Source organism: Pseudomonas sp. 8209 (assembly GCF_028682105.1).
In the GTDB taxonomy this organism is placed as follows: domain Bacteria; phylum Pseudomonadota; class Gammaproteobacteria; order Pseudomonadales; family Pseudomonadaceae; genus Aquipseudomonas; species Aquipseudomonas palmensis.
In genome coordinates this window covers 580,209-604,923 of record NZ_JANIAH010000002.1, presented here as the reverse complement: position 1 = coordinate 604,923, position 24,715 = coordinate 580,209, and the positions used below count along the sequence as shown (strand labels likewise).

The window sequence follows — 24,715 nt, the reverse complement described above, 5'->3', positions numbered from 1 at the left end:
CCGACGCTGACACGGAGACGTCACATGACCCCGCTGTACCTGGCCTCTGGTTCGCCACGCCGACGTGAGCTGCTCTCCCAGATCGGCGTGCCGTTCACCCCGGTGGCCGCCAGCATCGATGAAACCCCTCTGGATGCCGAACCGGCTGACGCCTATGTCGAGCGCCTGGCGCGCGAGAAGGCGGCTGCCGGCCTGGCGGTGTTGCGCGCCAGCGGCGTGGAAGGGCACCTGGCGGTACTGGGCGCCGACACTGCGGTGGTGCTCGACGGGCAGATCCTCGGCAAGCCGCAGGGGCAGGCCGACGCCCTGGCCATGCTGGCCGCATTGTCCGGACGCGAGCACGACGTGCTGACGGCAGTGGCGGTGACCGATGGCGAGCGCTGCCTGAGCGTGAACGTTGCCAGCCGCGTCAGCCTGCGCCCCATCAGCCCCGAACAGGCCCTGGCCTACTGGGCCAGCGGCGAGCCGCAGGACAAGGCCGGCAGCTATGCGATTCAGGGCCTGGCGGCAATTTTCGTCAAGGCGCTGCAGGGCAGCTACTCGGCGGTGGTCGGCTTGCCGCTGAGCGAAACCGCCGAGCTGCTGGAGCAATTTGCCATTCCCTGCTGGCAAGGCCTGCCGCCCCGTTGAGCGAGGAACTGCCCGTACCCCTTTAATTGCTCGCCAGCGACCGCCGGGCAATCCATCATTAGCTGAAGACCTTTGACGAGAGCCTGCCATGAGTGAAGAGATTCTGATCAATATCACGCCGATGGAATCACGCGTGGCGGTGGTGGAGAACGGTGTTCTTCAAGAGGTGCACGTCGAGCGCACCCAGCGGCGGGGCATCGTCGGCAACATCTACAAGGGCAAGGTGGTGCGGGTGCTGCCCGGCATGCAGGCGGCGTTCGTCGATATCGGCCTGGAGCGCGCGGCGTTCATCCACGCCTCGGAAATCTCCCAGCGCGAAGGCGCCAGTGTCGAGACCATCAGTGCCCTGGTGCACGAAGGCCAGAGCCTGGTGGTGCAGGTGACCAAGGACCCGATCGGCTCCAAGGGCGCACGCCTGACTACCCAGCTGTCGATCCCGTCGCGCTATCTGGTGTACATGCCGCGTACCAGCCATGTGGGCATCTCGCTGAAGATCGAGGACGAAGGCGAACGCGAGCGGCTCAAGCAGGTGGTCACCGACTGCATCGCCCAGGAAAACATCCAGGACGCCGGCGGGTTCATCCTGCGCACCGCGGCCGAGGGCGCCGGCGCCGACGAGATCGTCATGGACATCCGCTACCTGCGTCGCTTGTGGGACCAGATCGGGGCCCAGATCAAGACCGTTGGCGCACCCACCGAAATCTACGAAGACCTGGGCCTGGCCCTGCGTACCCTGCGCGACCTGGTCAACCCCAAGATCGAGAAGATCCGCATCGATTCACGGGAAACCTTCCAGAAGACCACGCAGTTCGTCGCCGAGCTGATGCCGGAAATCGCCGACCGTCTGGAGCATTACCCGGGGGAGCGGCCGATCTTCGACCTGTATGGCGTCGAGGACGAGATCCAGCGCGCCCTGGAGCGCAAGGTGCCGCTCAAGTCCGGCGGCTACCTGGTGGTTGACCCGGCCGAGGCGATGACCACCATCGACGTCAACACCGGGGCCTTCGTCGGCCACCGCAACCTCGAAGAGACCATCTTCAAGACCAACCTGGAGGCTGCCACGGCGATTGCCCGCCAGCTGCGCCTGCGCAACATCGGCGGCATCATCATCATCGACTTCATCGATATGGAAGACGAAGAACACCAGCGCCAGGTGCTGCGTACCCTGGAAAAACAGCTGGAACGTGATCACGCCAAGACCAACATCATCGGCATCACCGAGCTGGGGCTGGTGCAGATGACCCGCAAGCGCACCCGCGAAAGCCTTGAACAGGTGCTGTGCGAACCATGCGCCAGTTGCCAGGGCCGCGGCAAGCTGAAGACCCCTGAGACCATCTGTTACGAAATTTTCCGCGAGATCCTGCGCGAGGCCCGCGCCTACCAGGCCGAAGGCTACCGGGTGCTGGCCAACCAGAAGGTGGTGGACCGCCTGCTCGACGAGGAATCGGGCAACGTGGCGGAGCTGGAGGCATTCATCGGGCGAACCATCCGCTTCCAGGTGGAGTCCATGTATTCCCAGGAACAATACGATGTGGTGCTGCTCTGACTCGCGTTGAAACCTACCCTGCGCTGGAAAACTGCGCGTACCGGGCCATAGTTAACGGACCACACGGGGAGCCCTTGCCATGGAGCGTCTGATCCGCGTTCTGGGCATCTTGACCCGTTGGGGGCTTGGCCTGTGCGCCTTGCTTGCCGTGCTGGTGGCGTTGTACGTCAGCCTTGGCCGCGAGCTGGTGCCACTGGTTGCCGAGTACCGCGCCGAGGTGGAGCAGAAGGCCGAGGCCGCACTGGGCATGCCGGTGCATATCGGTGCCCTGGAAGGCCGCTGGAGCGGTCTTGCGCCGGTGTTGCGCGTGCGCGACGTGCAGCTGGGCGAAGGCGCCGGCGCCTTGCGCCTGGACGAGGTCAAGGTGGTGCCCGACCTGTGGGCCAGCCTGATGCAGCGTCAGGTCCGCCTGGCCCAGGTCGAACTGGGCGGCCTGCAACTGAACCTGCACGAAGATGAAAACGGTCACTGGAGCCTCAAGGGGCTGCCGGTGCAGGACGATCAGCCACTGGATGTACAGCAGTTGCTCGAACGCAGCCAGGTGGTGGCGAAGGTGTCGGTGCTCGACAGCCAGGTGACCCTGGAGCCGTTCGCGCATGAGCCGATGACCCTGACCTATGTGAGCCTCGGGCTGCAGACCGGCAGCGTGCGCCAGCGCCTGGATGCGCGCCTGACCCTGCCCGACGGCCAGCCGATGAGCCTGAGCCTGCGCAGCCGCGTGCGCGCCGACCAGTGGCGCGACGGTGCGGTGGATGCCTACCTCAGCCTGCCACAAAGCGACTGGGCCAAATGGGTGCCGGCGCGGCTGCTGGGCCCGTACACGGCCAGCGAACTGCGTGCCGGTGGCGAGGCCTGGGTAGGGTGGGGCAAAGGCCAGTTGCAGACCGCGACGCTGCGCCTCAACGCGCCCCAGCTCAAGGGTGCGCATGCCGGTCGCAAGGCGGTAAAGGTCGAGAACCTGGCGCTCAATGCCTGGTTCAGGCGTAGCGACAAGGGCTTTGACGTGGTGCTCGATTCCCTCGCCATGAGCCTGGGCGACACCCGCTGGGAATCCCACGTTCAACTCAGGCAGAGCGCCGCCACCGAGCCGGCCGATGAAGTGTGGGCGATCCAGGCCGACCGCCTCGATTTGACCCCGCTGACCCCGCTGATTCAGGCGCTCGCGCCGCTGCCGGAGGCGGGCATGGCCGTGGTCGAGGGCCTCAAGGTCACCGGCGGCCTGCGCAATGTGCGCCTGGACGTGCGGCCCAGGGCCGAAGGTGATCAGCGCCTGAGCTTTGCAGCCAACCTGGACCGCGTCGGCTTCAATGCCTACCACGGCGCCCCCGCTGCCGGAAATGTCAGCGGCAGCATCAGCGGCGACCTGGGCCAGGGCGAGCTGCGCCTGGACACCGACAAGTTCATGCTGCACCTGACGCCGATCTTCGCCGACCCCTGGCATTACCTGAAGGCCAATGCACGCCTGACCTGGCGACTGGACTCCGAGGGTTTCACCCTGGTTGCGCCGTACCTGAAGGTGCTGGGTGACGAGGGCAGGATTGCCGGCGACTTCCTGATCCGGCTGCTGTTCGACGATGCACGCGAAGACTACATGGACCTGCGTGTGGGCCTGGTCGACGGCGATGGCCGCTACACCGCCAAGTACCTGCCCGAAGTGCTCAGCCCTGCGCTGGACCACTGGTTGCGCACCGCAATCCTCAAGGGCGCGGTGGATGAAGGCTACTTCCAGTACCAGGGCTCGCTGCACCACGGCGCGACCCCCGAGTCGCGCAGCATCAGCCTGTTCTTCAAGGTGCATGACGCCGAGCTGGACTTCCAGCCCGGCTGGCCCCACGTGAGCAAGGTCGATGGCGACGTGTTCATCGAGGACACCGGTGTGCGGGTCAAGGCGCGCAGCGGCCAGTTGCTCGGCACCCGGGTGCGCAATGTGGACGTGAACATTCCCCATGTGAACGAAGGCGAGCATACCCACCTGTACCTGGACGGAGAGTTCGACGGGCGCCTGGCCGACGGGGTGAAGATCCTGCAGGACGCGCCGATCGGTACCGGCCCGACCTTCGCCGGCTGGGAAGGCGAGGGCCCGCTGCAGGGCAAGCTCAAGCTCGATATCCCCCTGGAGCACGGCCAGCAGCCCAAGGTGCTGGTGGATTTCAGCACCGAACAGGCGCGCCTGAAGCTGAGTGAACCGCCGCTGGAGCTGAGCCAGTTGAACGGCACTTTCCGCTTCGACTTCGACAAGGGGCTCAGCGGCCAGAACATCACCGCGCGCGCCTTCGACAAGCCCATCAGCGCACAGATCTTTGCCGAGGGGCAGCCTGGGCAACTGCAGACCCGTATCGCCGCCAAGGGCCAGATCGCCTTGAAGGCGCTGACCGACTGGCTGAAATTCACCCAGCCCTTGCCAGCCTCCGGAGAAATCCCCTACCAGTTGCAGGTCAGTGTCGGCAGCCGCGAAAACCAGCTGAGCATCGACTCTACCCTCAAGGGCCTGAAAGTGGACCTGCCGGCGCCGTTCGGCAAGGCGGTCAGCGAAACCCGGGCCACGCAGTTCAAGATGAACCTGCAAGGGCCGCAACAGCGCTTCGATGTGGCCTACGCCGACGTCGCCAGGCTGGCCTATGCCGCGCCTGCCGGCAAGCTCGGCCAGGGGCGCGGTGAGCTGCTGCTGGGCAACGGCACGGCGCAACTGCCGGCCGGTCAGGGCCTGCGGGTGCGTGGCCGGCTCGCCCAGCTGGACATTGAGCCCTGGCAGAAGCAGTTCGAGCAGATGGCCGGTGACGATCCGGGGGGCAATGCCCGGCAGGTGCTCAACAGCGTGGACGTGAGCATCGGCCAGCTCAAGGGCTTTGGCCAGACCCTCAACCAGGCAGTGGTACGCCTGGACCGCGGGAGCAACTTCTGGAACCTGCGCCTGGACAGCAAGGAGGTCATCGGCACGGCCCGGCTGCCCGATGCCAAGGGCGCCCCGATCGTGATCAACCTGCCGACCCTCCACCTGCCGCCGTCCGACCCGGCCGACGCCAGCGCAGTGGACGGACCGGACCCGCTGGCCGATGTCGACCCGCGCAAGATCCCGGCGATCGACCTGAGCATCGGCAGGCTGTTCCTTGGCGATGATCTGCTCGGCAGCGTCGCGCTGAAAACCCGTCCCACCTCCAAGGGCGTGGCCTTGAACGACCTGGACCTGAACCTCAAGGGCCTGGCGATCGATGGCACCGCCACCTGGGAAGGCACGCCGGGGCGCAGCGACAGTTGGTACAAGGGGCGCCTGGAAGGCAAGAACCTGGCCGATGTGCTGACCGCCTGGGGCTTCGCGCCGACGGTGACCAGCCGCGACTTCCGCCTGGACGTGGACGGACGCTGGCAGGGGTCGCCGGCCTGGGTCAGCCTCAAGCACTTCTCCGGCAACCTCGATGCCTTGCTGCGCAAGGGGCAGTTCGTCGAAGTGGAAGGCGGGGCGCAGGCCTTGCGCGTGTTCGGCCTGCTCAATTTCAACTCGATCGGCCGGCGCCTGCGCCTGGACTTCTCCGACCTGCTCGACAAGGGCCTGAGCTACGACCGGGTCAAGGGCCTGCTGGTGGCAAGCGAGGGGGTGTATGTGACGCGCGAGCCGATCACCCTGACCGGCCCGTCCAGTAACCTCGAGCTTGATGGCACCCTGGACATGGTTCGGGACCGGGTCGATGCGACCTTGCAGGTGACCTTGCCGGTGACCAACAACCTGCCCCTGGCGGCGCTGATCGTGGGCGCGCCAGCGGTGGGCGGGGCGCTGTTCCTGGTGGACCGGCTGCTGGGGGATCGGGTGGCGCGCTATGCCAGTGTGCATTACCGCGTCGAGGGCCCGTGGAAAGAGCCTAAGATTAGCTTTATCAAACCTTTCGAGAAGTCGCGCTAGAACATGGACATGACGTCAGCGGTTATTCAGATGGTCAGCCAGGACGATGTGCCGGGCAACCTGGCGCGGGCCCGTGCCCTGCTGGAGCGGGCTGCCGAAGGGGGCGCGCGGCTGGCGGTGCTGCCGGAAAACTTCGCTGCCATGGGCCGGCGCGACAGCGCCGCCATCGGCCGGGCCGAGGCGCTGGGGGAGGGGCCGATCCTGCCCTGGTTGAAACAGGCGGCCCGCGACCTCAGGTTATGGATTGTAGCGGGCACCTTACCGCTGCCGCCGCTCGACCGGCCCGAGGCCAAAGCCCATGCCTGCTCCCTGCTGGTCGACGAGCACGGCGAGCAGGTGGCCCGCTACGACAAATTGCATCTGTTCGATGTGGATGTGGCCGACAACCGTGGCCGCTACCGCGAGTCGGACGATTATGCCCACGGCGCGCGGGTGGTGGTGGCCGATACCCCGGTGGGGCGCCTGGGCCTGAGCGTGTGCTACGACCTGCGCTTTCCCGAGCTGTACAGCGCGCTGCGTGCGGCCGGAGCCGAACTGATCAGTGCACCGGCAGCCTTTACTGCAGTAACCGGTGCGGCCCATTGGGACGTGCTGATTCGCGCCAGGGCCATAGAGACACAGTGTTACGTATTGGCGGCCGCCCAGGGCGGCACGCACCCGGGGCCACGGGAAACCCATGGCCATGCCGCCATCGTCGACCCCTGGGGGCGTATCGTTGCCCAGCAGGCCAGCGGTGAAGCGGTGCTGCTGGCGCCCCGCGACAGCAGCGAACAGGCGTCCATTCGGGCGCGGATGCCGGTGGCCTCGCACCGGCGCTTTTTTTCGCAGGACGCATTGCGGCCTGCGCACACCTCGGAGTGACTATGAGCGAGTTGTTATCCACTGTCAGCGATCACCTGCTGGCGCCGGGCGGCCTGACCCTCGACAGCCTGCAATCGGTGCTGGGCGAGTTGGCCGGGCCGGGAATCGACGCCGCCGACCTGTACTTCCAGGGCCAGATTTCAGAGTCCTGGGCGCTTGAAGACGGCATCGTCAAGGAAGGCAGCTTCAACCTCGACCAGGGGGTCGGGGTACGCGCCCAGTCTGGTGAAAAGACCGGCTTTGCCTACAGCAACGCGATTAACCTCGAAGCCCTGACTTCCGCTGCACGCGCCGCGCGCTCCATTTCCCGCGCCGGCCAGAATGGCAGCGTGCAGGCCTTCAAGAGCCAGGACGTGACCGCGCTGTATGCGCCGGGCAACCCGCTGGATGTGCTCAGCCGCGCCGAGAAGGTCGAGCTGCTCAAGCGTGTCGACGTGGCCACGCGTGCCCTGGACCCGCGTATCCAGCAGGTCAGCGTGAGCATGGCCGGGGTGTGGGAGCGCATTCTGGTGGCCGCTGCCGATGGCAGCCTGGCGGCCGACGTGCGGCCGCTGGTGCGCTTCAACGTCAGTGTGATCGTCGAGCAGAATGGCCGTCGCGAACGTGGCGGGCATGGCGGCGGCGGGCGCACCGACTACCGCTACTTCACCGACGAGCGGGTGATGGGTTTTGCCCGCGAGGCGCTGCGCCAGGCACTGGTCAACCTTGAGGCCATTCCGGCACCGGCCGGCACCTTGCCGGTGGTGATGGGCGCCGGGTGGTCCGGTGTGCTGCTGCACGAGGCGGTCGGGCATGGCCTGGAGGGCGATTTCAACCGCAAGGGCAGCTCGGCCTACAGTGGCCACCTGGGCGAGAAGGTCGCGTCCAGCCTGTGCACCATCGTCGACGACGGCACCCTCGAAGGGCGCCGCGGTTCGTTGAGCGTGGATGACGAAGGCACCCCGACCGAATGCACCACACTGATCGAGAACGGCATTCTCAAGGGCTACATGCAGGACAAGCTCAATGCCCGCCTGATGGGCATGGCAGTCACCGGCAACGGGCGGCGCGAGTCGTATGCGCACCTGCCGATGCCACGCATGACCAACACCTACATGCGCGCCGGCGAAAGCGACCCGGCTGAGATCATCGCCTCGGTCAAGCGTGGCATCTACTGCGCCAACCTCGGCGGTGGCCAGGTGGACATCACCAGCGGCAAGTTCGTGTTCTCCACCAGCGAGGCTTACCTGATCGAAGACGGCAAGATCACCGCGCCGGTCAAGGGTGCGACGCTGATCGGCAACGGCCCCGAGGCCATGAGCCGGGTGTCGATGGTCGGCAACGACCTGTCGCTGGACAGTGGTGTGGGTACCTGTGGCAAGGATGGGCAGTCGGTGCCGGTGGGCGTTGGCCAGCCGACCCTGAAGATCGATGCGATCACCGTGGGTGGCACGGGCGCATGAGCATGAAACCGGGCGGGCAGGGTGCCTGCCCGGTGGCGAGAATCAGCGCAGGCCGCGCTGGATTTCGTCGAGGTCGCGGATGTACTTGAAGATCTTGCGGCTGGCGGTGGGCGCCTTGTTGCGCGCCAGCTCGTGCTGGGCCTGGCGGATCAGCGAGCGCAGCTGCTGGCGATCGGCGTCCGGGTATTCCTGGACGAACTTCTCCAGTACGTCGTCGGTGCCGCCGATCAGCCGGTCGCGCCAGCGTTCGAGGTTGTGGAAGCGTTCGTTGTACTGGCGCGAAGAGGCGTCGAGCTGGTCGAGCAGCGCGAGGATCGCGTCGATGTCCTGGTCGCGCATCAGCTTGCCGATGAACGACTTGTGACGGCGCTTGGCTTCGTTCGCGGTGTGCCGCTTGTGCTCTTCCAGGGCCGCGCGCAGTTCGTCGGTCAAGGGCAGTTTGGCCAGGATATCGGGCTTGAGCGTGGTAAGGCGCTCGCCCATATCAACCAGCGCCTGCATCTCGCGCTTGATTTGGGTTTTGCTTTTTTCGCCGTCGAAGGCGGTGTCGTAAGAATCAACCATGGGGGCAGTCCGCTGAGAATCGCCGCCATGATAACCAGTCGGGGGCCGCTTGTCCGGTCCGGTCGTAGATTGACCCGAGCCGAACGCAGAATTTGAGTGGAGAAAACCATGAGTGCAGTCCAGAGCGTAGGTCCGCAGGCCCTGCCGGCGTTGCAGGAACAGGTCGAACAGATCATCGCCGAAGCCCGGCGCCAGGGCGCCAGCGCCTGCGAAGTGGCCGTATCGCTGGAGCAGGGGCTGTCGACCTCGGTGCGCCAGCGCGAGGTGGAGACGGTGGAGTTCAACCGCGACCAGGGCTTCGGCATCACCCTGTATGTGGGCCAGCGCAAGGGCTCGGCAAGCACCTCGGCCAGTGGCAGCGATGCCATTCGCGAAACCGTGGCGGCGGCCCTGGCCATCGCCAAGCACACCTCCGAGGACGAATGCTCGGGCCTGGCCGACCCGGCCCTGATGGCCCGTGACCTGCAGGATTTCGACCTCTATCACGCCTGGGACATCACCCCCGAGCAGGCCATCGAAAAGGCCCTGGCCTGCGAAGCTGCGGCGTTCGACACCGATGCCCGCATCAAGAACGCCGATGGCACCACACTCAGCACCCACCAGGGATGCCGGGTGTACGGCAACAGCCACGGCTTCATCGGTGGCTACGCCTCCACCCGCCACAGCCTGAGCTGCGTGATGATCGCCGAAGGTGACGGGCAGATGCAGCGTGACTACTGGTATGACGTGAACCGCCAGGGCGAGCTGCTGGCCGATCCGCAGAGCATCGGGCGTCGCGCTGCGCAGCGTGCGGCGGCGCGCCTGGGCGCACGTCCGGTGCCGACCTGCGAGGTACCGGTGCTGTTCTCGGCGGAGCTGGCCGGCGGGTTGTTCGGCAGTTTCCTGTCGGCGATTTCCGGCGGCAACCTGTACCGCAAGTCGTCGTTTCTGGAAGGCTGCATGGGCCAGCGCCTGTTCCCCAGCTGGCTGACTCTGGACGAGCGGCCGCACCTGCAGCGTGCCCTGGGCAGTGCCTCGTTCGATGGGGACGGCCTGGCGACCTATGCCAAGCCGTTCGTCGAAAATGGCGAGCTGGTGTCGTATGTGCTGAGCACCTATTCCGGACGCAAGCTGGGGCTGCCAAGCACCGCCAACGCCGGTGGCGTGCACAACCTGTTCGTCACGCATGGGGTCGAAGATCAGGCTGCATTGCTGCGCCGCATGGGGCGCGGGTTGCTGGTGACCGAGCTGATGGGGCATGGCTTGAACATGGTGACCGGTGACTATTCGCGCGGCGCAGCGGGGTACTGGGTGGAGAACGGCGAGATCCAGTTTGCGGTTCAGGAAGTCACGATTGCCGGCAACATGAAGGACATGTTCCAGCAGATTGTCGCTATCGGCAACGATCTTGAAACCCGTAGCAATATTCACACAGGCTCGGTGCTGATCGAGCGCATGACGGTCGCCGGCAGCTGACACCGCCGGCCTGTGCGCGGTCCCCGTAGGCGCCGGCGTTGCCGGCGAAGGGGCCACCTCCGGTTACACATCGAAGCCCGGCCCCGTGCCGGGCTTTTTGCTTTTCGCCTTTGGTCGCACTTGAACTGATTCTGATTATCACTTAATAATGACTATCATTATCTAGGCGATGATGTTCATGAGACCTGTCCTTCACGAATTGCCCTACCTCGAAAACTGGCGCTGGCTGAGCCGGCGAATTCGCTGTGCCCTCGAGCCCGACGAGCCGCGCCTGATCGAACACTACCTGGCCGAAGGTCGCTACCTGGTCTGCTGCACCGAGACCTCGGCCTGGACCGTCGCCTTGACTTCCTTCCGCCTGCTGCTCGACACCGCGTGCGACCGCATGCTGCCGTGGCATTGGCGCTGCTTGTGCCTGGACCAGGCCTGGAAGCCGCTGCTGCAGCTGCGCAAGCTCGACGGCGGCGAGCACGGCCAGCGCTGGCAGCCCTTCGCCCTGCAACTGGCGAACTGCACGCTGCTGCCTTCGATTTCTTTCGCTGAACTGATGCAAGGACTTGATGATGAGTAATACCCGTATCGAGCGTGACAGCATGGGTGAGCTGCAGGTGCCGGCCGAGGCCCTGTATGGCGCCCAGACCCAGCGCGCGGTGAACAACTTCCCGATCAGCCAGCAGCGCATGCCGACCCAGTTCATCCGGGCCCTGCTGCTGGCCAAGGCCGCCGCCGCCAAGGCCAACGTCGAGCTGGAGCAGATCAGCCAGGCACAGGGCGCTGCCATCGTCACCGCCGTGGAACAGTTGCTGGCTGGCGATTTCATGCAGCACTTCCCGGTCGACGTGTACCAGACCGGCTCCGGCACCAGCTCCAACATGAATGCCAACGAGGTGATCGCGACCCTGGCCAGCCGTGTGCTGGGCGACACGGTAAACCCAAATGACCATGTCAACTGCGGCCAGAGCAGCAACGACATCATCCCCACCACCATCCACGTGAGCGCCGCGCTGGCCCTGCACGAACAACTGCTGCCGGCGCTCAGGCACCTGGTGCAGGTGATCGAGCACAAGGCCGAGCAGGTGCACCCGTTCATCAAGACCGGTCGCACCCACCTGATGGACGCCATGCCCGTGCGCATGAGCCAGGTGCTGGGCGGCTGGGCGGCACAGGTCAAGGCGGGCATCGGTCACTTGAACGACACCCTGCCAAGCCTGCAGGCCCTGGCCCAGGGCGGCACTGCGGTGGGCACCGGGATCAACGCCCACCCCGCGTTCGCCGCGCGCTTCAGCCAGCAACTGAGCGGCCTGACCGGGGTGCAGTTCGTGCCGGGGGAAAACCTGTTTGCCCTGATCGGCTCGCAGGACACCGCCGTGGCTGTTTCCGGCCAGCTCAAGGCCACCGCCGTGGCCCTGATGAAGATCGCCAACGACCTGCGCTGGATGAACTCCGGCCCGCTTGCCGGGCTGGGCGAGATCCAGCTTGAAGGGCTGCAGCCTGGCTCCTCGATCATGCCGGGCAAGGTCAACCCGGTGATTCCGGAAGCCACCGCCATGGTGGCCGCGCAGGTCATCGGCAACGATGCGGCCATCGCCGTGGCGGGCCAGTCGGGCAACTTCGAACTGAACGTGATGCTGCCGATCATTGCGCAGAACCTGCTGGGCAGCATCGAGCTGATGGCCAATGTGAGCCGTCTGCTGGCCGACAAGGCCATCGCCACCTTCAAGGTCAACGAACCCAAGCTCAAGGAAGCCCTGGCGCGCAACCCGATCCTGGTGACCGCGCTGAACCCGATCATCGGCTACCAGAAGGCTGCCGAAATCGCCAAGACCGCCTACAAGCAGGGGCGCCCGATCATCGAGGTTGCGCTGGAACACACCGACCTGCCGCGCAGCCAGCTGGAAGTCCTGCTCGACCCTGAAAAACTCACGGCCGGCGGTATCTGACACCGCCCACCGCTTCGGAGGTTTCTGTCATGCAGCATTGGAAACGCACCACTGAAATAGCCAACCGCCTGTTCCAACAGGGCGATCTGGTGGATGCCCGCGAGTTGTACTTGCAGGCCCTGGCCTTGGCCCAGGTGTTGTTCGAGCGCTGGCAGGACGCCGACGAGGCGGTGGCCGCCTGTGTGATTTCGCACCACAACCTGGCCGACCTGCATTTGCGCCTCAAGCAGCCGCAGGAGAGCGCCGAGTACCTGTGCGCCATCCACCAGCGCCTGTTGCAGGCCAGCCAGGATCAGCGCCTTTCGCCGTTGCTGCGCGATGCGGCGCTGCGCCAGAGCAGCAAGACCTACACCGAACTGCTCAATTTCATCAGCGAGTATGGCCAGTACCCCCGTACCGAACGCCTGCTCTACCGCCAGGGGGCGCAGCCGGCGCTGTTTGCCGGCCAGGAACAACTACAGCCCCCAGCCCTTCATTATGGAACCCACTGATATGCCGCATACCTTGCCTGCATTGCCGTACGCCTACGATGCGCTGGAACCGCACATCGACACCCAGACCATGCAGATTCACCACAGCAAGCACCACCAGACCTACATCAACAACCTCAATGCCGCCATCGAGGGCACCGAATACGCCGAGTGGCCGATCGAGCAGCTGGTCGCCAGCGTCAAGAGCCTGCCGCAAAATCTGCAGGCCGCAGTGATCAACCAGGGTGGCGGGCACGCCAACCACAGTCTGTTCTGGACGGTGATGGCGCCCGGCGGCGGCGGTCAGCCCCACGGCGCGGTGGGCGAGGCGATCGATGACCAGCTGGGCGGTTTCGAGGCATTCAAGGATGCGTTCACCAAGGCTGCGCTGACCCGCTTCGGCAGTGGCTGGGCGTGGCTGAGCGTAACGCCGCAGAAAACCCTGGTGGTAGAGAGCAGCGGCAACCAGGACAGCCCGCTGATGAATGGCAATACGCCCATTCTTGGCCTGGACGTGTGGGAGCATGCCTACTACCTGCTGTACCAGAACCGTCGCCCCGAATACATCGGCGCCTTCTACAACGTGATCAACTGGTCCGAAGTAGAGCGTCGCTACGTTGCTGCCCTGGTGTGAGTCCTAGCGGCATGCGCTCGGAGGTGATGGCCATTGGCGGTGTGCGCCTGTTCAGGTTGGCGCTGGGCACACTGTTGCTGTTGGTGGGGACGGCGTTGCTGCTGGTACAGGGCTTCGCCTGGCTGGACCTGGAACCGCGGATGTTGCGTGCGCTTGAGGGTGGGGCCATGTGTGCGCTGGGCACTGCCCTGGGCGCAGTGCCGGTGTTGGTGATTCGCAGCATGCCGGTGGCCGTGGCCGATACCCTGATGGGGTTCGGTGCAGGCGTGATGCTGGCCGCCACGGCGTTCTCGTTGATCATCCCGGGGCTGGACGCCGCACAGGCGGTCGGCTTCGGCAAATGGGGGGCAGGTGGCCTGATCAGCTTCGGCCTGCTGTTCGGTGCGTTCTGCATCTACCTGGTGGACCGCAGGGTCTCGGGCGCAACACCGGACGACCTGGTCGCCGTGCCCGGCAGGCCGGTGATTCCGGCGCGCATCTGGGTGTTCGTGATTGCCATCATTGCCCACAACATCCCCGAAGGCATGGCCATCGGGGTGTCGGCCGGTGGCGGCATGCCGGATGCCGACAGCCTGGCCATGGGTATCGCCCTGCAGGATGTGCCAGAGGGGCTGGTGATCGCGCTGGTGCTGGCTGGAGCGGGGATGGGCCGTTTCAAGGCGTTTCTGATCGGCGCGGCATCCGGGCTGGTGGAGCCACTGGCGGCGGTGCTGTGCGCGTGGGTGGTGAGCGTCGCCGAACTGATGCTGCCGCTGGGCCTGGCTTTCGCTGCCGGGGCCATGTTGCTGGTGGTGACCCAGGAGATCATTCCCGAGTCACGCAGCAACGGCAATCATCGCCTGGCCAGCCTGGGGCTGTGCATCGGGTTCTGCCTGATGATGGTGATGGATACCGCGTTGTCCTGAAGCGAGAAGGCGAGGTTACTCGCCTTCGTCGAAATAGTTGTTGATCAGTTCGACCAGGCCTTGCAGCGCTTCGGCTTCCTGTTCGCCTTCGGTCTTGAGGTGGATGCTCGTGCCCTTGCCGGCGGCGAGCATCATCACGGCCATGATGCTCTTGCCATCGACCATCGACTCCGGGGTACGGCCTACACGCACCGAACACGGGTACTTGCCCGCCACGCCAACGAACTTGGCCGCTGCCCGGGCGTGCAGCCCCAGCTTGTTGATAATCTCGATTTCAATTGCGGGCATCGCGGGCGGGATCCTGAGGGCTAGAGGTCGCGGTGGCGAACCTGGACGTTCTTCAATGTTTGTTGCAGCACCTGGCCCAGGCGTTCGGTGATGTACACCGAGCGATGATGACCGCCGGTGCAGCCGATGGCGATGGTGACATAGGCCCGGTTGCTGGCGGCGAACCGTGGCAGCCACTTGAGCAGGTACGACGAAATGTCCTGGAACATCTCCTCGACGTCCGGTTGCGCGGCCAGGTAGTCGATGACCGGTTGCTCCAACCCCGAATGATCCCGCAGCTCGGGCTTCCAATAGGGGTTGGGCAGGCAGCGCACATCGAACACCAGATCGGCGTCGACCGGCATGCCACGCTTGAAGCCGAACGACTCCACCAGAAACGCCGTGCCCGGCTCGGGCTGGTTGAGCAGACGCAGCTTGATCGAGTCGCGCAGCTGGTACAGGTTGAGGTTGGTGGTGTCGATCTTGAGGTCGGCCAGGTCGGCGATCGGCCCCAGCAGGTCGCTCTCTACCCGGATGGCTTCGGCCAGGGAGCGTTGCGTGTTGGTCAGCGGGTGGCGTCGGCGCGTCTCCGAGAAGCGCTTGAGCAGGGTTTCCTCGTCCGCGTCCAGGTACACCACATCGCAATGGATGTGCTTGCTGCGGGCATCCTCCAGCAGCTCGGGGAAGCGGCTCAGGTGGCTGGGCAGGTTGCGCGCGTCGATGGAAACGGCCACCAGCGGCTGCAGCAGCTCGGTATTGATCAGTGCGTTTTCGGCCAGTTGCGGCAACAGCCCGGCAGGCAGGTTGTCGATGCAGTAGTAGCCGTTGTCCTCAAGTACCGCGAGCGCGGTGCTCTTGCCGGAGCCGGAGCGACCGCTGACGATGATCAAGCGCATGTTCAGTGCCCGTTTTGCACGTCCAGTACGACCTGGTACAGGGATTGGCTATCGGTGGCCGCGCGCAGTTTGTCGCGCACGTCCTTGCGGTCGAGCATGCTGGCGATCTGGCGCAGCAGCTCAAGGTGCGCATCGGTGGCGGCTTCCGGGACCAGCAGCAGAAACAGCAGGTCGACGGGGGCGCCATCGATGGCGTCGAAGTCGATGGGAGCGTCCAGGTGCAGCAGGGCGCTTACCGGTTTTTCACAACCTTTCAAGCGGCAGTGCGGGATGGCGATACCATTGCCGAAGCCGGTCGAACCCAGTTTTTCACGGGCGATCAGGCTCTCGAACACGGTTTGGGTGTCCAGCTCGGGTACTTCCTTGCCGATCAGATTGGCAATCTGTTCGAGCGCACGCTTTTTACTGCCGCCCGGCACGTTCACGAGGGAACGGCCGGGGGTCAGGATATCTTCTAGTCGGATCATGGGTGGGGGGGATCAGCGGGCCGCTGCACCTTGCAGGAGGCTTTGCTGTTTTTCCTTGTGTTTTTTCAGTTGGCGGTCGAGCTTGTCGGTAAGGGCGTCGATCGCTGCATACATGTCTTGATGTTCGGCGTTGGCAACCACTTCGCCGCCCGGGATCTGCAAGGTAGCCTCAATTTTCTGCTGAAGCTTTTCGACCTTCATGATCACCGTCACGTTGGTGATCTTGTCGAAGTGACCCTCCAGTCGTTTCAGCTTCTGCTCGACATACTCGCGCAGTGGCGGAGTGACTTCTACATGCTGTCCACTGATATTGACTTGCATACAGCTTCTCCTTTTGTTGCCGGTGCATAAGAGGCAGGTGTTGCGCCTGCCACTGAATTGCGGTGGCACATCTCAGGGGATGTCACATCAATCGCTTGCGTTCGCTCGACGGTGCAATGCCAAGGGACTCGCGGTACTTGGCGACGGTGCGACGGGCTACCTGGATGCCTTGTGCCTCCAGTAAACCAGCGATCTTGCTGTCACTCAATGGCTTTTTCTGATTTTCAGCCGCGACCAGTTTCTTGATGATCGCGCGGATCGCCGTGGACGAGCATTCGCCGCCCTCGGAGGTGCTCACGTGGCTCGAGAAAAAGTATTTCAGTTCGTAGATGCCGCGCGGGGTGTGCATGTATTTCTGCGTGGTCACCCGCGAAATGGTCGACTCGTGCATGCCCACCGCCTCGGCGATATCGTGCAGTACCAGCGGTTTCATCGCCTCGTCGCCGTGGTCGAGAAAGCCGCGCTGGTGCTCGACGATCTGCGTGGCCACCTTCATCAGCGTCTCGTTGCGGCTCTGCAGGCTCTTGATGAACCAGCGCGCCTCCTGCAACTGGTTGCGCATGAAGGTGTTGTCGGCGCTGGTGTCGGCGCGACGCACGAAACCGGCGTATTGCGGGTTGACCCGCAGGCGCGGCACGGCTTCCTGGTTCAGCTCGACCAGCCAGCGGTCGGAATCCTTGCGCACGATGACATCGGGCACCACGTATTCGGCTTCGCTGGACTCGATCTGCGAGCCGGGGCGCGGGTTGAGGCTCTGTACCAGTTCGATGACCTGGCGCAGTTCGTCTTCCTTGAGCTTCATGCGACGCATCAGCTGGCTGTAGTCGCGGCTGCCGAGCAGGTCGATGTAGTCGCTGACCAGGCGCTGCGCCTCGGCCATCCACGGCGTACGCGGCGGCAGCTGGCGCAGTTGCAGCAGCAGGCATTCGCTGAGGTTGCGGGCACCGATGCCGGCGGGCTCGAACTGCTGGATACGGTGCAGCACGGCCTCGACTTCGTCGAGTTCGATGTCCAGTTCCGGGTCGAACGACTCGCACACCTCTTCGAGGGTTTCCTCGAGATAGCCCTGGTTGTTGATGCAGTCGATCAGCGTCACGGCAATCAGCCGGTCGGTGTCGGACATCGGTGCCAGGTTGAGCTGCCACAGCAGGTGGCTCTGCAGGCTCTCGCCGGCGGAGGTGCGGGTGGTGAAGTCCCACTCGTCATCGTCATTGCTGGGCAGGCTGCTGGCGCTGGTCTGGTAGATGTCTTCCCAGGCCGTGTCGACCGGCAGTTCGTTGGGGATGCGCTCGTTCCATTCGCCTTCTTCGAGGTTGTCCACCGTGGGGGCGGACTCCTGGAAGCTGCTCTCCTGAGGTTCGGCAACCGGCTTGGTCTCGGCGTTGTCGGCCATCGGGTCGCTGTTGTCGAAATCCTCGCCTTCTTCCTGGCGTTCGAGCATCGGGTTGGACTCCAGCGCCTCCTGGATTTCCTGTTGCAGGTCCAGGGTGGAGAGCTGGAGCAGTCGGATAGCCTGTTGCAACTGAGGAGTCATCGTCAGTTGCTGGCCCATTCTTAGGACGAGCGATGGTTTCATGGCTGGGGCTTAACACCTTATTCGCCGGCGCACAGGCGCCATCTACTACAAGGGCGCGAGAGGCGCCAACTTTAAGCAAATTATATGCCTGAAATCAAAGCGTTTGCCTAGAGCGCTGGAACAATTAACCCCGGGTGGAGCCATTTGCCAGCGCCCAGGCAGCGCCATGTTCAGCCATGTGCCGCAGCTTACAGGCGGAACTCGTGGCCGAGGTACACCTCTTTCACCAGGTCGTTGGCCAGGATGGTCTGTGCATCGCCTTCGGCGATCAACTGGCCATCGTTGACGATGTAGGCGGTTTCGCAGATATCCAGGGTTTCACGGACGTTGTGGTCGGTGATCAGCACGCCGATGCCCTTGGCCTTCAGGTGGTGGATGATCTGCTTGATGTCGCCCACGGAGATCGGGTCGACACCGGCGAAAGGTTCGTCGAGCAGGATGAACTTGGGCGCGGTGGCCAGTGCCCGGGCAATCTCCACCCTGCGCCGCTCACCACCGGACAGGCTCATGCCCAGGTTGTCGCGGATGTGGCTGATGTGAAATTCCTGCAGCAGGCTTTCAAGCTCCTTGCGGCGACCATCGCGGTCGAGCTCCTTGCGGGTCTCGAGGATCGCCATGATGTTGTCGGCCACCGACAGCTTGCGAAAGATCGAGGCTTCCTGCGGCAGGTAGCCGATGCCGGCACGTGCGCGACCATGCATGGGCTGGTGGCTGACGTCCAGGTCGTCGATCAGCACGCGGCCCTGGTCGGCCTGTACCAGGCCGACGATCATGTAGAAGCAGGTGGTCTTGCCGGCGCCGTTGGGGCCGAGCAGGCCGACGATCTGGCCGCTGTCGATGGACAGGCTGACATCACGCACGACTTGCCGGCTTTTGTAGGCCTTGGCCAGGTGCTGGGCTTTGAGGGTTGCCATCTACTCGGCCTTCTTCTTCGGCTGGATCACCATGTCGATGCGCGGACGCGACTCGGTGACTTTGCCACCGCGACCAGCGGTAGCGATCTGCTTCACCGTGTCGTAGACGATTTTCTCGCCTTCGGTGGTGTTGCCTTCATTGATGACCTTGGCGCGGTCGATCAGCACGATGCGGTTCTGTGGCGCATTGTACTGAATGGTCTTGCCGTAGCCCTGCATCTTGTCCGGCTTGGCTGCGCTCTGCTGCTGCTCGAAGTAGGCCAGGTTGCCCACCGAGGTCACGACGTCGATATCGCCGGAGGCAGTGCGGGTGATGGTCACGGTGTTGCCTTTGATCATCATCGAGCCCTGGGTGATGATCACGTCACCGGTATAGGTGGCAACGCCTTTCTTGTCATCCAGTTGAGCCTGGTCAGCCTGGATACGGATAGGCTGATCACGGTCGTTCGGCAGGGCCCAGGCGCTCGCGCTTCCCAGTGCTGCGCTCAGGCTGAGCAAAAAGGGGAGGGTTTTAACGAGCCTCATACTGTCCTCTTACGTTGGACAGCAGGTTCATCCTGCCGTCTTTCAGATACGCTTTCATTCCCTTGCCCGTAGTTGTGCCACCGGCGCCGTCGATTCTAACGGCTTGCTCGGTCTGCGCATATTGCTTCTGCGGGAAGACTGTCATGCGGGTAGTGGTAATGATGGTTTCGCGGTTCTGGTCGTCGGTGCGGGCAACCCGCACGTTGTCGATCAGTTCCACTTCGGTGCCGTCCGGGTTGACCTCGCCGCGGGTGCTCTGCACGTGCCACGGGTAGGCGGTACCGCGGTACATGTTGAGGTCCGGCGTGGTCAGCAGCGTCACTTCGCTGGCCTTGAGGTGTTCGACCTTGTCGGCGGTCATCTCGTACTGCAGCTTGCCATCGGGCAGAAACTGCACGCTGTGGGCATTGATGGCGTAGTAGTCGATGGCGCTTTCGTCGACCTGCGCTGCGGGCTCGTCGAGGAACGTCTCGGGGCTGATGTTCCAGTAGCCGACCGCTGCAAACAAGGCAGCGATCACACTGAACAGCGCGATATTGCGGATCTTTTTACTGAACATGGATCGCTCTACAGGTAGTTGGCATTCGCCGCGTCCAGGTTGCCCTGGGCTTGCAGGATCAGTTCGCAGAACTCGCGGGCTGCGCCTTCGCCACCGCGCGCAAGGGTCACGCCATGGGCGTGCTGGCGCACGAACGGAGCGGCACTGGCTACGGCCATGCCCAGGCCGACCCGGCGAATCACCGGCAGGTCTGGCAGGTCGTCGCCCAGGTAGGCAACCTGTTCATAGCTTAGGCCCAGTTGACCAAGAAGGTCGTCGAGCACCACCAGTTTATCTTCGCGGCCCTGGTACAGGTGCGGGATGCCGAGGTTTTTCGCACGACGTTCGACCACCGGCGTCTTGCGCCCGCTGATGATCGCGGTGGTCACGCCCGAGTTCATGAGCATCTTGATGCCCTGGCCGTCGAGGGTGTTGAAGGTCTTGAATTCGCTGCCGTCCTCGAGAAAGTACAGGCGACCGTCGGTCAGCACGCCGTCCACATCGAATACCGCCAGCTTGATGGCCTTGCCGCGTTGCAGCAGATCGTCGTTCATTTACATCACTCCGGCGCGCAGCAGGTCGTGCATGTTCAGGGCGCCGACCGGCTGGTCGAGCGTGTCCACCACCACCAGCGCGCTGATCTTGTGGTCTTCCATGATCTTCAGGGCCTCGGCCGCGAGCATCTCGGCGCGGGCGGTCTTGCCGTGTACGGTCATCACTTCGTCGATCAGCGTGGTGTGCACGTCGATGTTGCGATCCAGGCTGCGGCGCAGGTCGCCGTCGGTGAACACCCCGGCCAGGCGGCCGTCGCTTTCGCGCACCACGGTCATGCCCAAACCTTTGCGAGACATTTCAAGCAGGGCGTCCTTGAGCAGCGTGCCGCGCTGAACCTGGGGCAGTTCGTCACCGCCGTGCATCACGTTCTCGACCTTGAGCAGCAGGCGTCGGCCCAAGGCGCCGCCCGGGTGCGAGAAGGCGAAGTCTTCGGCGGTGAAGCCGCGCGCCTCGAGCAGGGCGATGGCCAGGGCGTCGCCGAGTACCAGCGCAGCGGTGGTGGAGGACGTCGGGGCCAGGTTCAGCGGGCAGGCCTCCTGGCCCACGCGGGCGTCCAGGTTGACCTCGGCGGCCTTGGCCAGCGGCGAGTCGGGGTTGCCGGTGAGGCTGATGAGCTTGATGCCCAGGCGCTTGATCAGTGGCAGCAGGGTCACGATTTCGTTGGTGGTGCCCGAGTTGGACAGTGCCAGGATGATGTCGTCCCGGGTGATCATGCCCATGTCGCCGTGGCTGGCCTCGGCGGGGTGAACGAAGAACGACGTGGTGCCGGTGCTGGCCAGGGTGGCGGCAATCTTGTTGCCGATGTGCCCGGATTTGCCCATGCCCACCACCACGACCCGGCCCTTGCTGGCCAGGATCAGCTCGCAGGCCTTGACGAAATCGGCGTCGATATGGGCCAGCAGGCCCTCTACCGCTTCGATCTCGAGACGGATGGTGCGCTGTGCGGATTGGATCAGGTCGGTGGATTGGCTCATGTCGTAGATCGGATTGCCTGATGAAAAGGCGGGGATTATAGCGGTAATGCGCCAAAGCCTCACCTGTGATTGCAAGGATGCTCTGCCAGAAACCTTAAGTGAGCCTTAACTTGAGCTGAACAGCCTCGGTGATGGCCTTGGGGTGGCTCTATCAGCGGTGCTATAGTTCGCCGCCTGTTCGGCCCGCTCGGAGCGTGCGTGCCTCCATGAAGGAGGTTGGCGTCTGAGTGAAAAGGCTGCATCGCAAGGAGTTTAGATGAGCGTTGATAACGCCTACGCGGTCGAATTGAAGGGCGTGACCTTCAAGCGCGGCGCGCGCAGCATCTTCAATAATGTCGACATACGCATTCCCCGCGGCAAGGTTACCGGCATCATGGGGCCTTCCGGGTGCGGCAAGACCACGCTGCTGCGTCTGATGGGCGCGCAACTGCGCCCTGCCAGCGGCGAGGTGTGGGTGGCCGGGCAAAACCTGCCGACCCTGTCGCGCAGCGACCTGTTCGACGCGCGCAAGCACATGGGCGTGCTGTTCCAGAGCGGTGCACTGTTCACCGACCTCGACGTGTTCGAGAACGTCGCCTTCCCGCTGCGGGTGCATACCCAGCTGCCCGAGGAAATGATCCGTGACATCGTGCTGATGAAGCTGCAGGCCGTGGGCTTGCGCGGCGCCATCGAACTGATGCCCGACGAACTGTCCGGCGGCATGAAGCGCCGTGTGGCACTGGCCCGGGCGATTGCCCTGGACCCGCAGATCCTCATGTACGACGAACCTTTCGTCGGCCAGGACCCGATCGCCATGGGCGTGCTGGTACGCCTGATCCGCCTGCTCAACGATGCGCTGGGCATCACCAGCATCGTGGTTTCGCACGATCTTGCAGAAACCGCGAGCATTGCCGACTACCTGTATGTGGTGGGGGACGGCCAGGTACTGGGCCAGGGTACGCCGCAGGAGCTGATGGAGTCGGGCAACCCGCGTATCCGCCAATTCATGAAAGGCGATCCGGATGGCCCGGTGCCCTTTCATTTTCCTGCGCCTGATTACCGCGCCGATCTGTTGGGGAAGCGTTGATGCGCAGAAAGTCATTGCTCGAACGTATTCGTCTGTTTGGTCGCTCCGCGATCGACGTGGTGGCCGTGCTGGGGCGCTCCTGCCTGTTCCTGCTGCATGCCCTGGTGGGGCGCGGCGGGATTGGCGGCGGGTTCCAGTTGCTGGTCAAGCAGCTGTACTCGGTCGGCGTGATGTCGCTGGCCATCATCGTCGTGTCCGGCGTGTTCATCGGCATGGTGCTGGCCCTGCAGGGCTTCAGCATCCTCACCAAGTACGGTTCGGAACAGGCGGTGGGGCAGATGGTTGCCCTGACCCTGCTGCGTGAACTGGGCCCGGTGGTGACCGCGCTGCTGTTCGCCGGGCGGGCCGGGTCGGCGCTGACGGCCGAAATCGGCAACATGAAATCCACCGAGCAGCTGTCGAGCCTGGAGATGATCGGCGTCGACCCGCTCAAGTACATCGTTGCACCGCGCCTGTGGGCCGGCTTCATCTCGCTGCCGCTGCTGGCGATGATCTTCAGCGTGGTCGGCATCTGGGGCGGGTCCTGGGTGGCGGTGGACTGGCTGGGAGTCTATGAAGGTTCCTTCTGGTCGAACATGCAGAACAGCGTTTCGTTCGTCGACGATGTACTCAACGGGGTGCTCAAGAGCCTCGTGTTTGCCTTCGTCGTCACCTGGATTGCCGTATTCCAAGGCTATGACTGTGAGCCCACTTCAGAGGGGATCAGCCGTGCCACTACCAAGACCGTGGTCTATGCCTCGCTGGCAGTCCTGGGTCTGGACTTTATTCTGACCGCCTTGATGTTTGGAGATTTCTGATGCAAAACCGCACCCTGGAAATCGGTGTCGGCCTGTTCCTCCTGGCCGGGATCCTGGCACTGCTTCTGCTGGCCCTGCGCGTCAGCGGCCTGTCCGCCAGCCCGAGCAGCGATACCTATAAACTTTACGCCTACTTCGACAATATCGCCGGTTTGACTGTCAGAGCTAAAGTGACCATGGCCGGTGTAACCATCGGCAAGGTCACGGCCATCGATCTGGACCGCGATACCTATACCGGTCGGGTGACGTTGCAGCTGGAAAAACGCGTCGACAACCTGCCGACCGATTCCACCGCCTCGATCCTGACCGCCGGGTTGCTCGGCGAGAAGTACATCGGCATCAGCGTGGGCGGTGAGGAGGCGGTGCTCAAGGAAGGTGGAACCATCCATGACACCCAGTCGGCGCTGGTACTGGAAGATCTGATTGGCAAGTTTTTGCTCAATACCGTTGGCAAAGAAGCTAAATAAGGAGTTTCCATGATTTCCATCCTGCGACGCGGCCTGTTGGTATTGCTGGCGAGCCTGCCGTTGATGGCCGTTGCGGCCACTCAATCGCCCAAAGAAGTGATCCAGACCACCACCACGCAACTGCTGTCCGACCTCAAGGCGAACAAGGAGCAGTACAAGGCCAACCCCAGCGCGTTCTACGATGCGCTCAACGCCAACCTGGGACCGGTGGTGGATGCCGATGGCATCTCCCGCAGCATCATGACGGTCAAGTACTCGCGCAAGGCTACCCCGGCCCAGATGCAGCGCTTCCAGGAAAACTTCAAGCGCAGCCTGATGCAGTTCTATGGCAACGCCCTGCTGGAATACAACAACCAGGGCATCACCGTAGGCGCCGAGAAGAAGGACGGCGACGACCGTGCCAGCGTCGACATGACGGTCAAGGGCAACAACGGCGCCGTCTACCCGGTTTCCTACACCCTGACCAAGCTCAATGGCGAGTGGAAGGTGCGTAACGTCATCGTCAACGGCATCAACATCGGCAAGCTGTTCCGTGACCAGTTCGCCGACGCCATGCAGCGCAACGGCAACGACCTGGACAAGACCATCGACGGCTGGGCCGGCGAAGTGGCCAAGGCCAAGGAAACCACCGAGCAAGCGGCCGAGAAGCAGGCCCAATGAGTGCGGCAGTCTCCCTTGCCGCACCCGGCGTGCTGAGCCTGTCCGGTGTGCTGGATTACCGCACCGGCCCGGTGCTGCGCAAGCAGGGCAGGGCCCTGATTGCTGCCAGTCGCGAGCCTTCGCTGGTGCTGGACTGTTCGGCGGTGGAGCTTTCCAGCAGCGTGGGTCTGTCCCTGCTGCTGGCCTTCACCCGTGACGGGCAGGCGGCGGGCAAGACCATCGAGGTGCGCGGCATGCCCCATGGCATGCACGAAATCGCTCAGGTGTACGGGCTCGGCGAGCTGCTGGCCGGTCAATAAATACGGGTGCGCGACGGGCCCCTCTGTCAGAGTCCTCGTTTACGGGGTTCG

27 protein-coding genes are annotated in these 24,715 nt (G+C 64.0%); 16 read left to right on the top strand and 11 right to left on the bottom strand.

The annotated features are described in order from the left end of the window. Positions 1-24 precede the first annotated feature (24 nt). The 5 genes from NP552_RS06445 to tldD all read left to right on the top strand — a co-directional run bounded on the left by NP552_RS06445 (position 25) and on the right by tldD (position 8,374). On the top strand, positions 25-630 hold the full coding sequence (locus NP552_RS06445) for a Maf family protein (RefSeq protein WP_043862474.1): 606 nt from the start codon (positions 25-27) through the stop codon (positions 628-630). A gap of 88 nt (positions 631-718) precedes the next feature. After that, positions 719-2,176: a ribonuclease G gene (gene rng, locus NP552_RS06440; RefSeq protein WP_043862473.1), complete on the top strand. Its 1,458-nt coding sequence runs from the start codon at positions 719-721 to the stop codon at positions 2,174-2,176. A 79-nt stretch (positions 2,177-2,255) separates the two neighbouring features. Then, the gene (locus tag NP552_RS06435) at positions 2,256-6,071 is read left to right on the top strand and encodes a YhdP family protein (RefSeq protein ID WP_088515327.1); all 3,816 of its coding nucleotides are present in this window, start codon (positions 2,256-2,258) and stop codon (positions 6,069-6,071) included. Between the two features lie 9 nt (positions 6,072-6,080). Next, the gene (locus NP552_RS06430) at positions 6,081-6,932 is read left to right on the top strand and encodes a carbon-nitrogen hydrolase family protein (RefSeq protein ID WP_054916383.1); all 852 of its coding nucleotides are present in this window, start codon (positions 6,081-6,083) and stop codon (positions 6,930-6,932) included. 2 nt (positions 6,933-6,934) lie between these two features. Beyond that, complete coding sequence (gene tldD / locus NP552_RS06425; protein ID WP_043862470.1) at positions 6,935-8,374, top strand: metalloprotease TldD; 1,440 nt, start codon at positions 6,935-6,937, stop codon at positions 8,372-8,374. A gap of 42 nt (positions 8,375-8,416) precedes the next feature. Here tldD and yjgA read toward each other — a convergent pair whose 3' ends face one another. Next, a complete protein-coding gene (gene yjgA / locus NP552_RS06420) occupies positions 8,417-8,938 on the bottom strand; it encodes a ribosome biogenesis factor YjgA (protein ID WP_043862469.1) in 522 nt (173 codons plus the stop codon). Between the two features lie 108 nt (positions 8,939-9,046). Between yjgA and pmbA the strand changes: the two genes are divergently transcribed. The 6 genes from pmbA (at position 9,047) to NP552_RS06390 (ending at position 14,342) form a co-directional block, all read left to right on the top strand. Further along, entirely contained in the window at positions 9,047-10,393 is a 1,347-nt protein-coding gene (pmbA, locus tag NP552_RS06415) for a metalloprotease PmbA (RefSeq protein WP_043862468.1), read from the top strand. A 169-nt stretch (positions 10,394-10,562) separates the two neighbouring features. After that, complete coding sequence (locus tag NP552_RS06410) at positions 10,563-10,964, top strand: hypothetical protein (RefSeq protein WP_043862467.1); 402 nt, start codon at positions 10,563-10,565, stop codon at positions 10,962-10,964. Further along, positions 10,957-12,333: a class II fumarate hydratase gene (locus tag NP552_RS06405; protein WP_274096558.1), complete on the top strand. Its 1,377-nt coding sequence runs from the start codon at positions 10,957-10,959 to the stop codon at positions 12,331-12,333. Before NP552_RS06410 ends, NP552_RS06405 begins: the two co-directional genes overlap by 8 nt. A gap of 29 nt (positions 12,334-12,362) precedes the next feature. Beyond that, positions 12,363-12,824 (top strand): tetratricopeptide repeat protein, encoded by a 462-nt coding sequence (locus tag NP552_RS06400; protein ID WP_043862465.1) that lies wholly within the window; start codon positions 12,363-12,365, stop codon positions 12,822-12,824. A 1-nt stretch (position 12,825) separates the two neighbouring features. Further along, on the top strand, positions 12,826-13,437 hold the full coding sequence (locus tag NP552_RS06395; RefSeq protein WP_043862464.1) for a superoxide dismutase: 612 nt from the start codon (positions 12,826-12,828) through the stop codon (positions 13,435-13,437). Between the two features lie 11 nt (positions 13,438-13,448). Next, the gene (locus NP552_RS06390; RefSeq protein ID WP_058541430.1) at positions 13,449-14,342 is read left to right on the top strand and encodes a ZIP family metal transporter; all 894 of its coding nucleotides are present in this window, start codon (positions 13,449-13,451) and stop codon (positions 14,340-14,342) included. 15 nt (positions 14,343-14,357) lie between these two features. Here NP552_RS06390 and NP552_RS06385 read toward each other — a convergent pair whose 3' ends face one another. The 10 genes from NP552_RS06385 to NP552_RS06340 all read right to left on the bottom strand — a co-directional run bounded on the left by NP552_RS06385 (position 14,358) and on the right by NP552_RS06340 (position 21,375). Further along, the gene (locus tag NP552_RS06385) at positions 14,358-14,630 is read right to left on the bottom strand and encodes an HPr family phosphocarrier protein (RefSeq protein WP_043862462.1); all 273 of its coding nucleotides are present in this window, start codon (positions 14,628-14,630) and stop codon (positions 14,358-14,360) included. A 20-nt stretch (positions 14,631-14,650) separates the two neighbouring features. Beyond that, complete coding sequence (rapZ, locus tag NP552_RS06380; protein WP_043862461.1) at positions 14,651-15,505, bottom strand: RNase adapter RapZ; 855 nt, start codon at positions 15,503-15,505, stop codon at positions 14,651-14,653. Between the two features lie 2 nt (positions 15,506-15,507). Then, a complete protein-coding gene (ptsN, locus tag NP552_RS06375) occupies positions 15,508-15,972 on the bottom strand; it encodes a PTS IIA-like nitrogen regulatory protein PtsN (RefSeq protein WP_043862460.1) in 465 nt (154 codons plus the stop codon). A gap of 12 nt (positions 15,973-15,984) precedes the next feature. Then, the gene (hpf, locus tag NP552_RS06370) at positions 15,985-16,293 is read right to left on the bottom strand and encodes a ribosome hibernation-promoting factor, HPF/YfiA family (protein WP_043862459.1); all 309 of its coding nucleotides are present in this window, start codon (positions 16,291-16,293) and stop codon (positions 15,985-15,987) included. An 82-nt stretch (positions 16,294-16,375) separates the two neighbouring features. Beyond that, positions 16,376-17,869 carry an RNA polymerase factor sigma-54 gene (locus tag NP552_RS06365; RefSeq protein ID WP_043862458.1) on the bottom strand — a complete coding sequence of 498 codons (1,494 nt, stop codon included), beginning with the start codon at positions 17,867-17,869 and terminating at the stop codon, positions 16,376-16,378. 188 nt (positions 17,870-18,057) lie between these two features. Beyond that, positions 18,058-18,783 (bottom strand): LPS export ABC transporter ATP-binding protein, encoded by a 726-nt coding sequence (gene lptB / locus NP552_RS06360; RefSeq protein WP_043862457.1) that lies wholly within the window; start codon positions 18,781-18,783, stop codon positions 18,058-18,060. After that, complete coding sequence (gene lptA / locus NP552_RS06355; protein ID WP_054916380.1) at positions 18,784-19,308, bottom strand: lipopolysaccharide transport periplasmic protein LptA; 525 nt, start codon at positions 19,306-19,308, stop codon at positions 18,784-18,786. Continuing rightward, positions 19,295-19,867 carry an LPS export ABC transporter periplasmic protein LptC gene (gene lptC, locus NP552_RS06350; RefSeq protein WP_043862455.1) on the bottom strand — a complete coding sequence of 191 codons (573 nt, stop codon included), beginning with the start codon at positions 19,865-19,867 and terminating at the stop codon, positions 19,295-19,297. The genes lptA and lptC overlap by 14 nt, the downstream gene beginning before the upstream one ends. 8 nt (positions 19,868-19,875) lie before the next feature. After that, the gene (locus tag NP552_RS06345) at positions 19,876-20,400 is read right to left on the bottom strand and encodes a KdsC family phosphatase (protein ID WP_043862454.1); all 525 of its coding nucleotides are present in this window, start codon (positions 20,398-20,400) and stop codon (positions 19,876-19,878) included. Further along, complete coding sequence (locus NP552_RS06340; protein ID WP_043862453.1) at positions 20,401-21,375, bottom strand: KpsF/GutQ family sugar-phosphate isomerase; 975 nt, start codon at positions 21,373-21,375, stop codon at positions 20,401-20,403. Between the two features lie 256 nt (positions 21,376-21,631). On the opposite strand from NP552_RS06340, the gene NP552_RS06335 reads away from it, so the two are divergent. Genes NP552_RS06335 through NP552_RS06315 form a run of 5 tightly spaced genes read left to right on the top strand, consistent with a single transcriptional unit; the run spans position 21,632 to position 24,664 of the window. Next, positions 21,632-22,441, top strand: coding sequence for an ATP-binding cassette domain-containing protein (locus NP552_RS06335; RefSeq protein ID WP_274096557.1), 810 nt, complete (start codon positions 21,632-21,634; stop codon positions 22,439-22,441). Next, on the top strand, positions 22,441-23,238 hold the full coding sequence (gene mlaE / locus NP552_RS06330) for a lipid asymmetry maintenance ABC transporter permease subunit MlaE (RefSeq protein WP_043862451.1): 798 nt from the start codon (positions 22,441-22,443) through the stop codon (positions 23,236-23,238). Before NP552_RS06335 ends, mlaE begins: the two co-directional genes overlap by 1 nt. After that, positions 23,238-23,705 carry an outer membrane lipid asymmetry maintenance protein MlaD gene (mlaD, locus tag NP552_RS06325; RefSeq protein WP_043862450.1) on the top strand — a complete coding sequence of 156 codons (468 nt, stop codon included), beginning with the start codon at positions 23,238-23,240 and terminating at the stop codon, positions 23,703-23,705. The genes mlaE and mlaD overlap by 1 nt, the downstream gene beginning before the upstream one ends. A 9-nt stretch (positions 23,706-23,714) precedes the next feature. After that, complete coding sequence (locus NP552_RS06320; protein WP_043862449.1) at positions 23,715-24,365, top strand: MlaC/ttg2D family ABC transporter substrate-binding protein; 651 nt, start codon at positions 23,715-23,717, stop codon at positions 24,363-24,365. After that, positions 24,362-24,664, top strand: coding sequence for an STAS domain-containing protein (locus NP552_RS06315; protein WP_274096556.1), 303 nt, complete (start codon positions 24,362-24,364; stop codon positions 24,662-24,664). Before NP552_RS06320 ends, NP552_RS06315 begins: the two co-directional genes overlap by 4 nt. Positions 24,665-24,715 lie beyond the last annotated feature (51 nt).

What these genes read in the sequence shown, in the direction of transcription:
- NP552_RS06405 (WP_274096558.1), top strand. Translation starts at nt 10,957, where the DNA reads ATGAGTAATACCCGTATCGAGCGTGACAGCATGGGTGAGCTGCAGGTG.
- NP552_RS06340 (WP_043862453.1), bottom strand. Translation starts at nt 21,375, where the DNA reads ATGAGCCAATCCACCGACCTGATCCAATCCGCACAGCGCACCATCCGT.
- ptsN (WP_043862460.1), bottom strand. Translation starts at nt 15,972, where the DNA reads ATGATCCGACTAGAAGATATCCTGACCCCCGGCCGTTCCCTCGTGAAC.
- NP552_RS06335 (WP_274096557.1), top strand. Translation starts at nt 21,632, where the DNA reads ATGAGCGTTGATAACGCCTACGCGGTCGAATTGAAGGGCGTGACCTTC.
- NP552_RS06390 (WP_058541430.1), top strand. Translation starts at nt 13,449, where the DNA reads ATGCGCTCGGAGGTGATGGCCATTGGCGGTGTGCGCCTGTTCAGGTTG.
- hpf (WP_043862459.1), bottom strand. Translation starts at nt 16,293, where the DNA reads ATGCAAGTCAATATCAGTGGACAGCATGTAGAAGTCACTCCGCCACTG.
- NP552_RS06410 (WP_043862467.1), top strand. Translation starts at nt 10,563, where the DNA reads ATGATGTTCATGAGACCTGTCCTTCACGAATTGCCCTACCTCGAAAAC.
- rapZ (WP_043862461.1), bottom strand. Translation starts at nt 15,505, where the DNA reads ATGCGCTTGATCATCGTCAGCGGTCGCTCCGGCTCCGGCAAGAGCACC.
- rng (WP_043862473.1), top strand. Translation starts at nt 719, where the DNA reads ATGAGTGAAGAGATTCTGATCAATATCACGCCGATGGAATCACGCGTG.
- mlaE (WP_043862451.1), top strand. Translation starts at nt 22,441, where the DNA reads ATGCGCAGAAAGTCATTGCTCGAACGTATTCGTCTGTTTGGTCGCTCC.
- NP552_RS06365 (WP_043862458.1), bottom strand. Translation starts at nt 17,869, where the DNA reads ATGAAACCATCGCTCGTCCTAAGAATGGGCCAGCAACTGACGATGACT.
- NP552_RS06445 (WP_043862474.1), top strand. Translation starts at nt 25, where the DNA reads ATGACCCCGCTGTACCTGGCCTCTGGTTCGCCACGCCGACGTGAGCTG.
- tldD (WP_043862470.1), top strand. Translation starts at nt 6,935, where the DNA reads ATGAGCGAGTTGTTATCCACTGTCAGCGATCACCTGCTGGCGCCGGGC.
- NP552_RS06430 (WP_054916383.1), top strand. Translation starts at nt 6,081, where the DNA reads ATGACGTCAGCGGTTATTCAGATGGTCAGCCAGGACGATGTGCCGGGC.
- lptB (WP_043862457.1), bottom strand. Translation starts at nt 18,783, where the DNA reads ATGGCAACCCTCAAAGCCCAGCACCTGGCCAAGGCCTACAAAAGCCGG.
- NP552_RS06385 (WP_043862462.1), bottom strand. Translation starts at nt 14,630, where the DNA reads ATGCCCGCAATTGAAATCGAGATTATCAACAAGCTGGGGCTGCACGCC.
- NP552_RS06315 (WP_274096556.1), top strand. Translation starts at nt 24,362, where the DNA reads ATGAGTGCGGCAGTCTCCCTTGCCGCACCCGGCGTGCTGAGCCTGTCC.
- NP552_RS06395 (WP_043862464.1), top strand. Translation starts at nt 12,826, where the DNA reads ATGCCGCATACCTTGCCTGCATTGCCGTACGCCTACGATGCGCTGGAA.
- lptA (WP_054916380.1), bottom strand. Translation starts at nt 19,308, where the DNA reads ATGAGGCTCGTTAAAACCCTCCCCTTTTTGCTCAGCCTGAGCGCAGCA.
- lptC (WP_043862455.1), bottom strand. Translation starts at nt 19,867, where the DNA reads ATGTTCAGTAAAAAGATCCGCAATATCGCGCTGTTCAGTGTGATCGCT.
- pmbA (WP_043862468.1), top strand. Translation starts at nt 9,047, where the DNA reads ATGAGTGCAGTCCAGAGCGTAGGTCCGCAGGCCCTGCCGGCGTTGCAG.
- NP552_RS06400 (WP_043862465.1), top strand. Translation starts at nt 12,363, where the DNA reads ATGCAGCATTGGAAACGCACCACTGAAATAGCCAACCGCCTGTTCCAA.
- mlaD (WP_043862450.1), top strand. Translation starts at nt 23,238, where the DNA reads ATGCAAAACCGCACCCTGGAAATCGGTGTCGGCCTGTTCCTCCTGGCC.
- NP552_RS06345 (WP_043862454.1), bottom strand. Translation starts at nt 20,400, where the DNA reads ATGAACGACGATCTGCTGCAACGCGGCAAGGCCATCAAGCTGGCGGTA.
- yjgA (WP_043862469.1), bottom strand. Translation starts at nt 8,938, where the DNA reads ATGGTTGATTCTTACGACACCGCCTTCGACGGCGAAAAAAGCAAAACC.
- NP552_RS06435 (WP_088515327.1), top strand. Translation starts at nt 2,256, where the DNA reads ATGGAGCGTCTGATCCGCGTTCTGGGCATCTTGACCCGTTGGGGGCTT.
- NP552_RS06320 (WP_043862449.1), top strand. Translation starts at nt 23,715, where the DNA reads ATGATTTCCATCCTGCGACGCGGCCTGTTGGTATTGCTGGCGAGCCTG.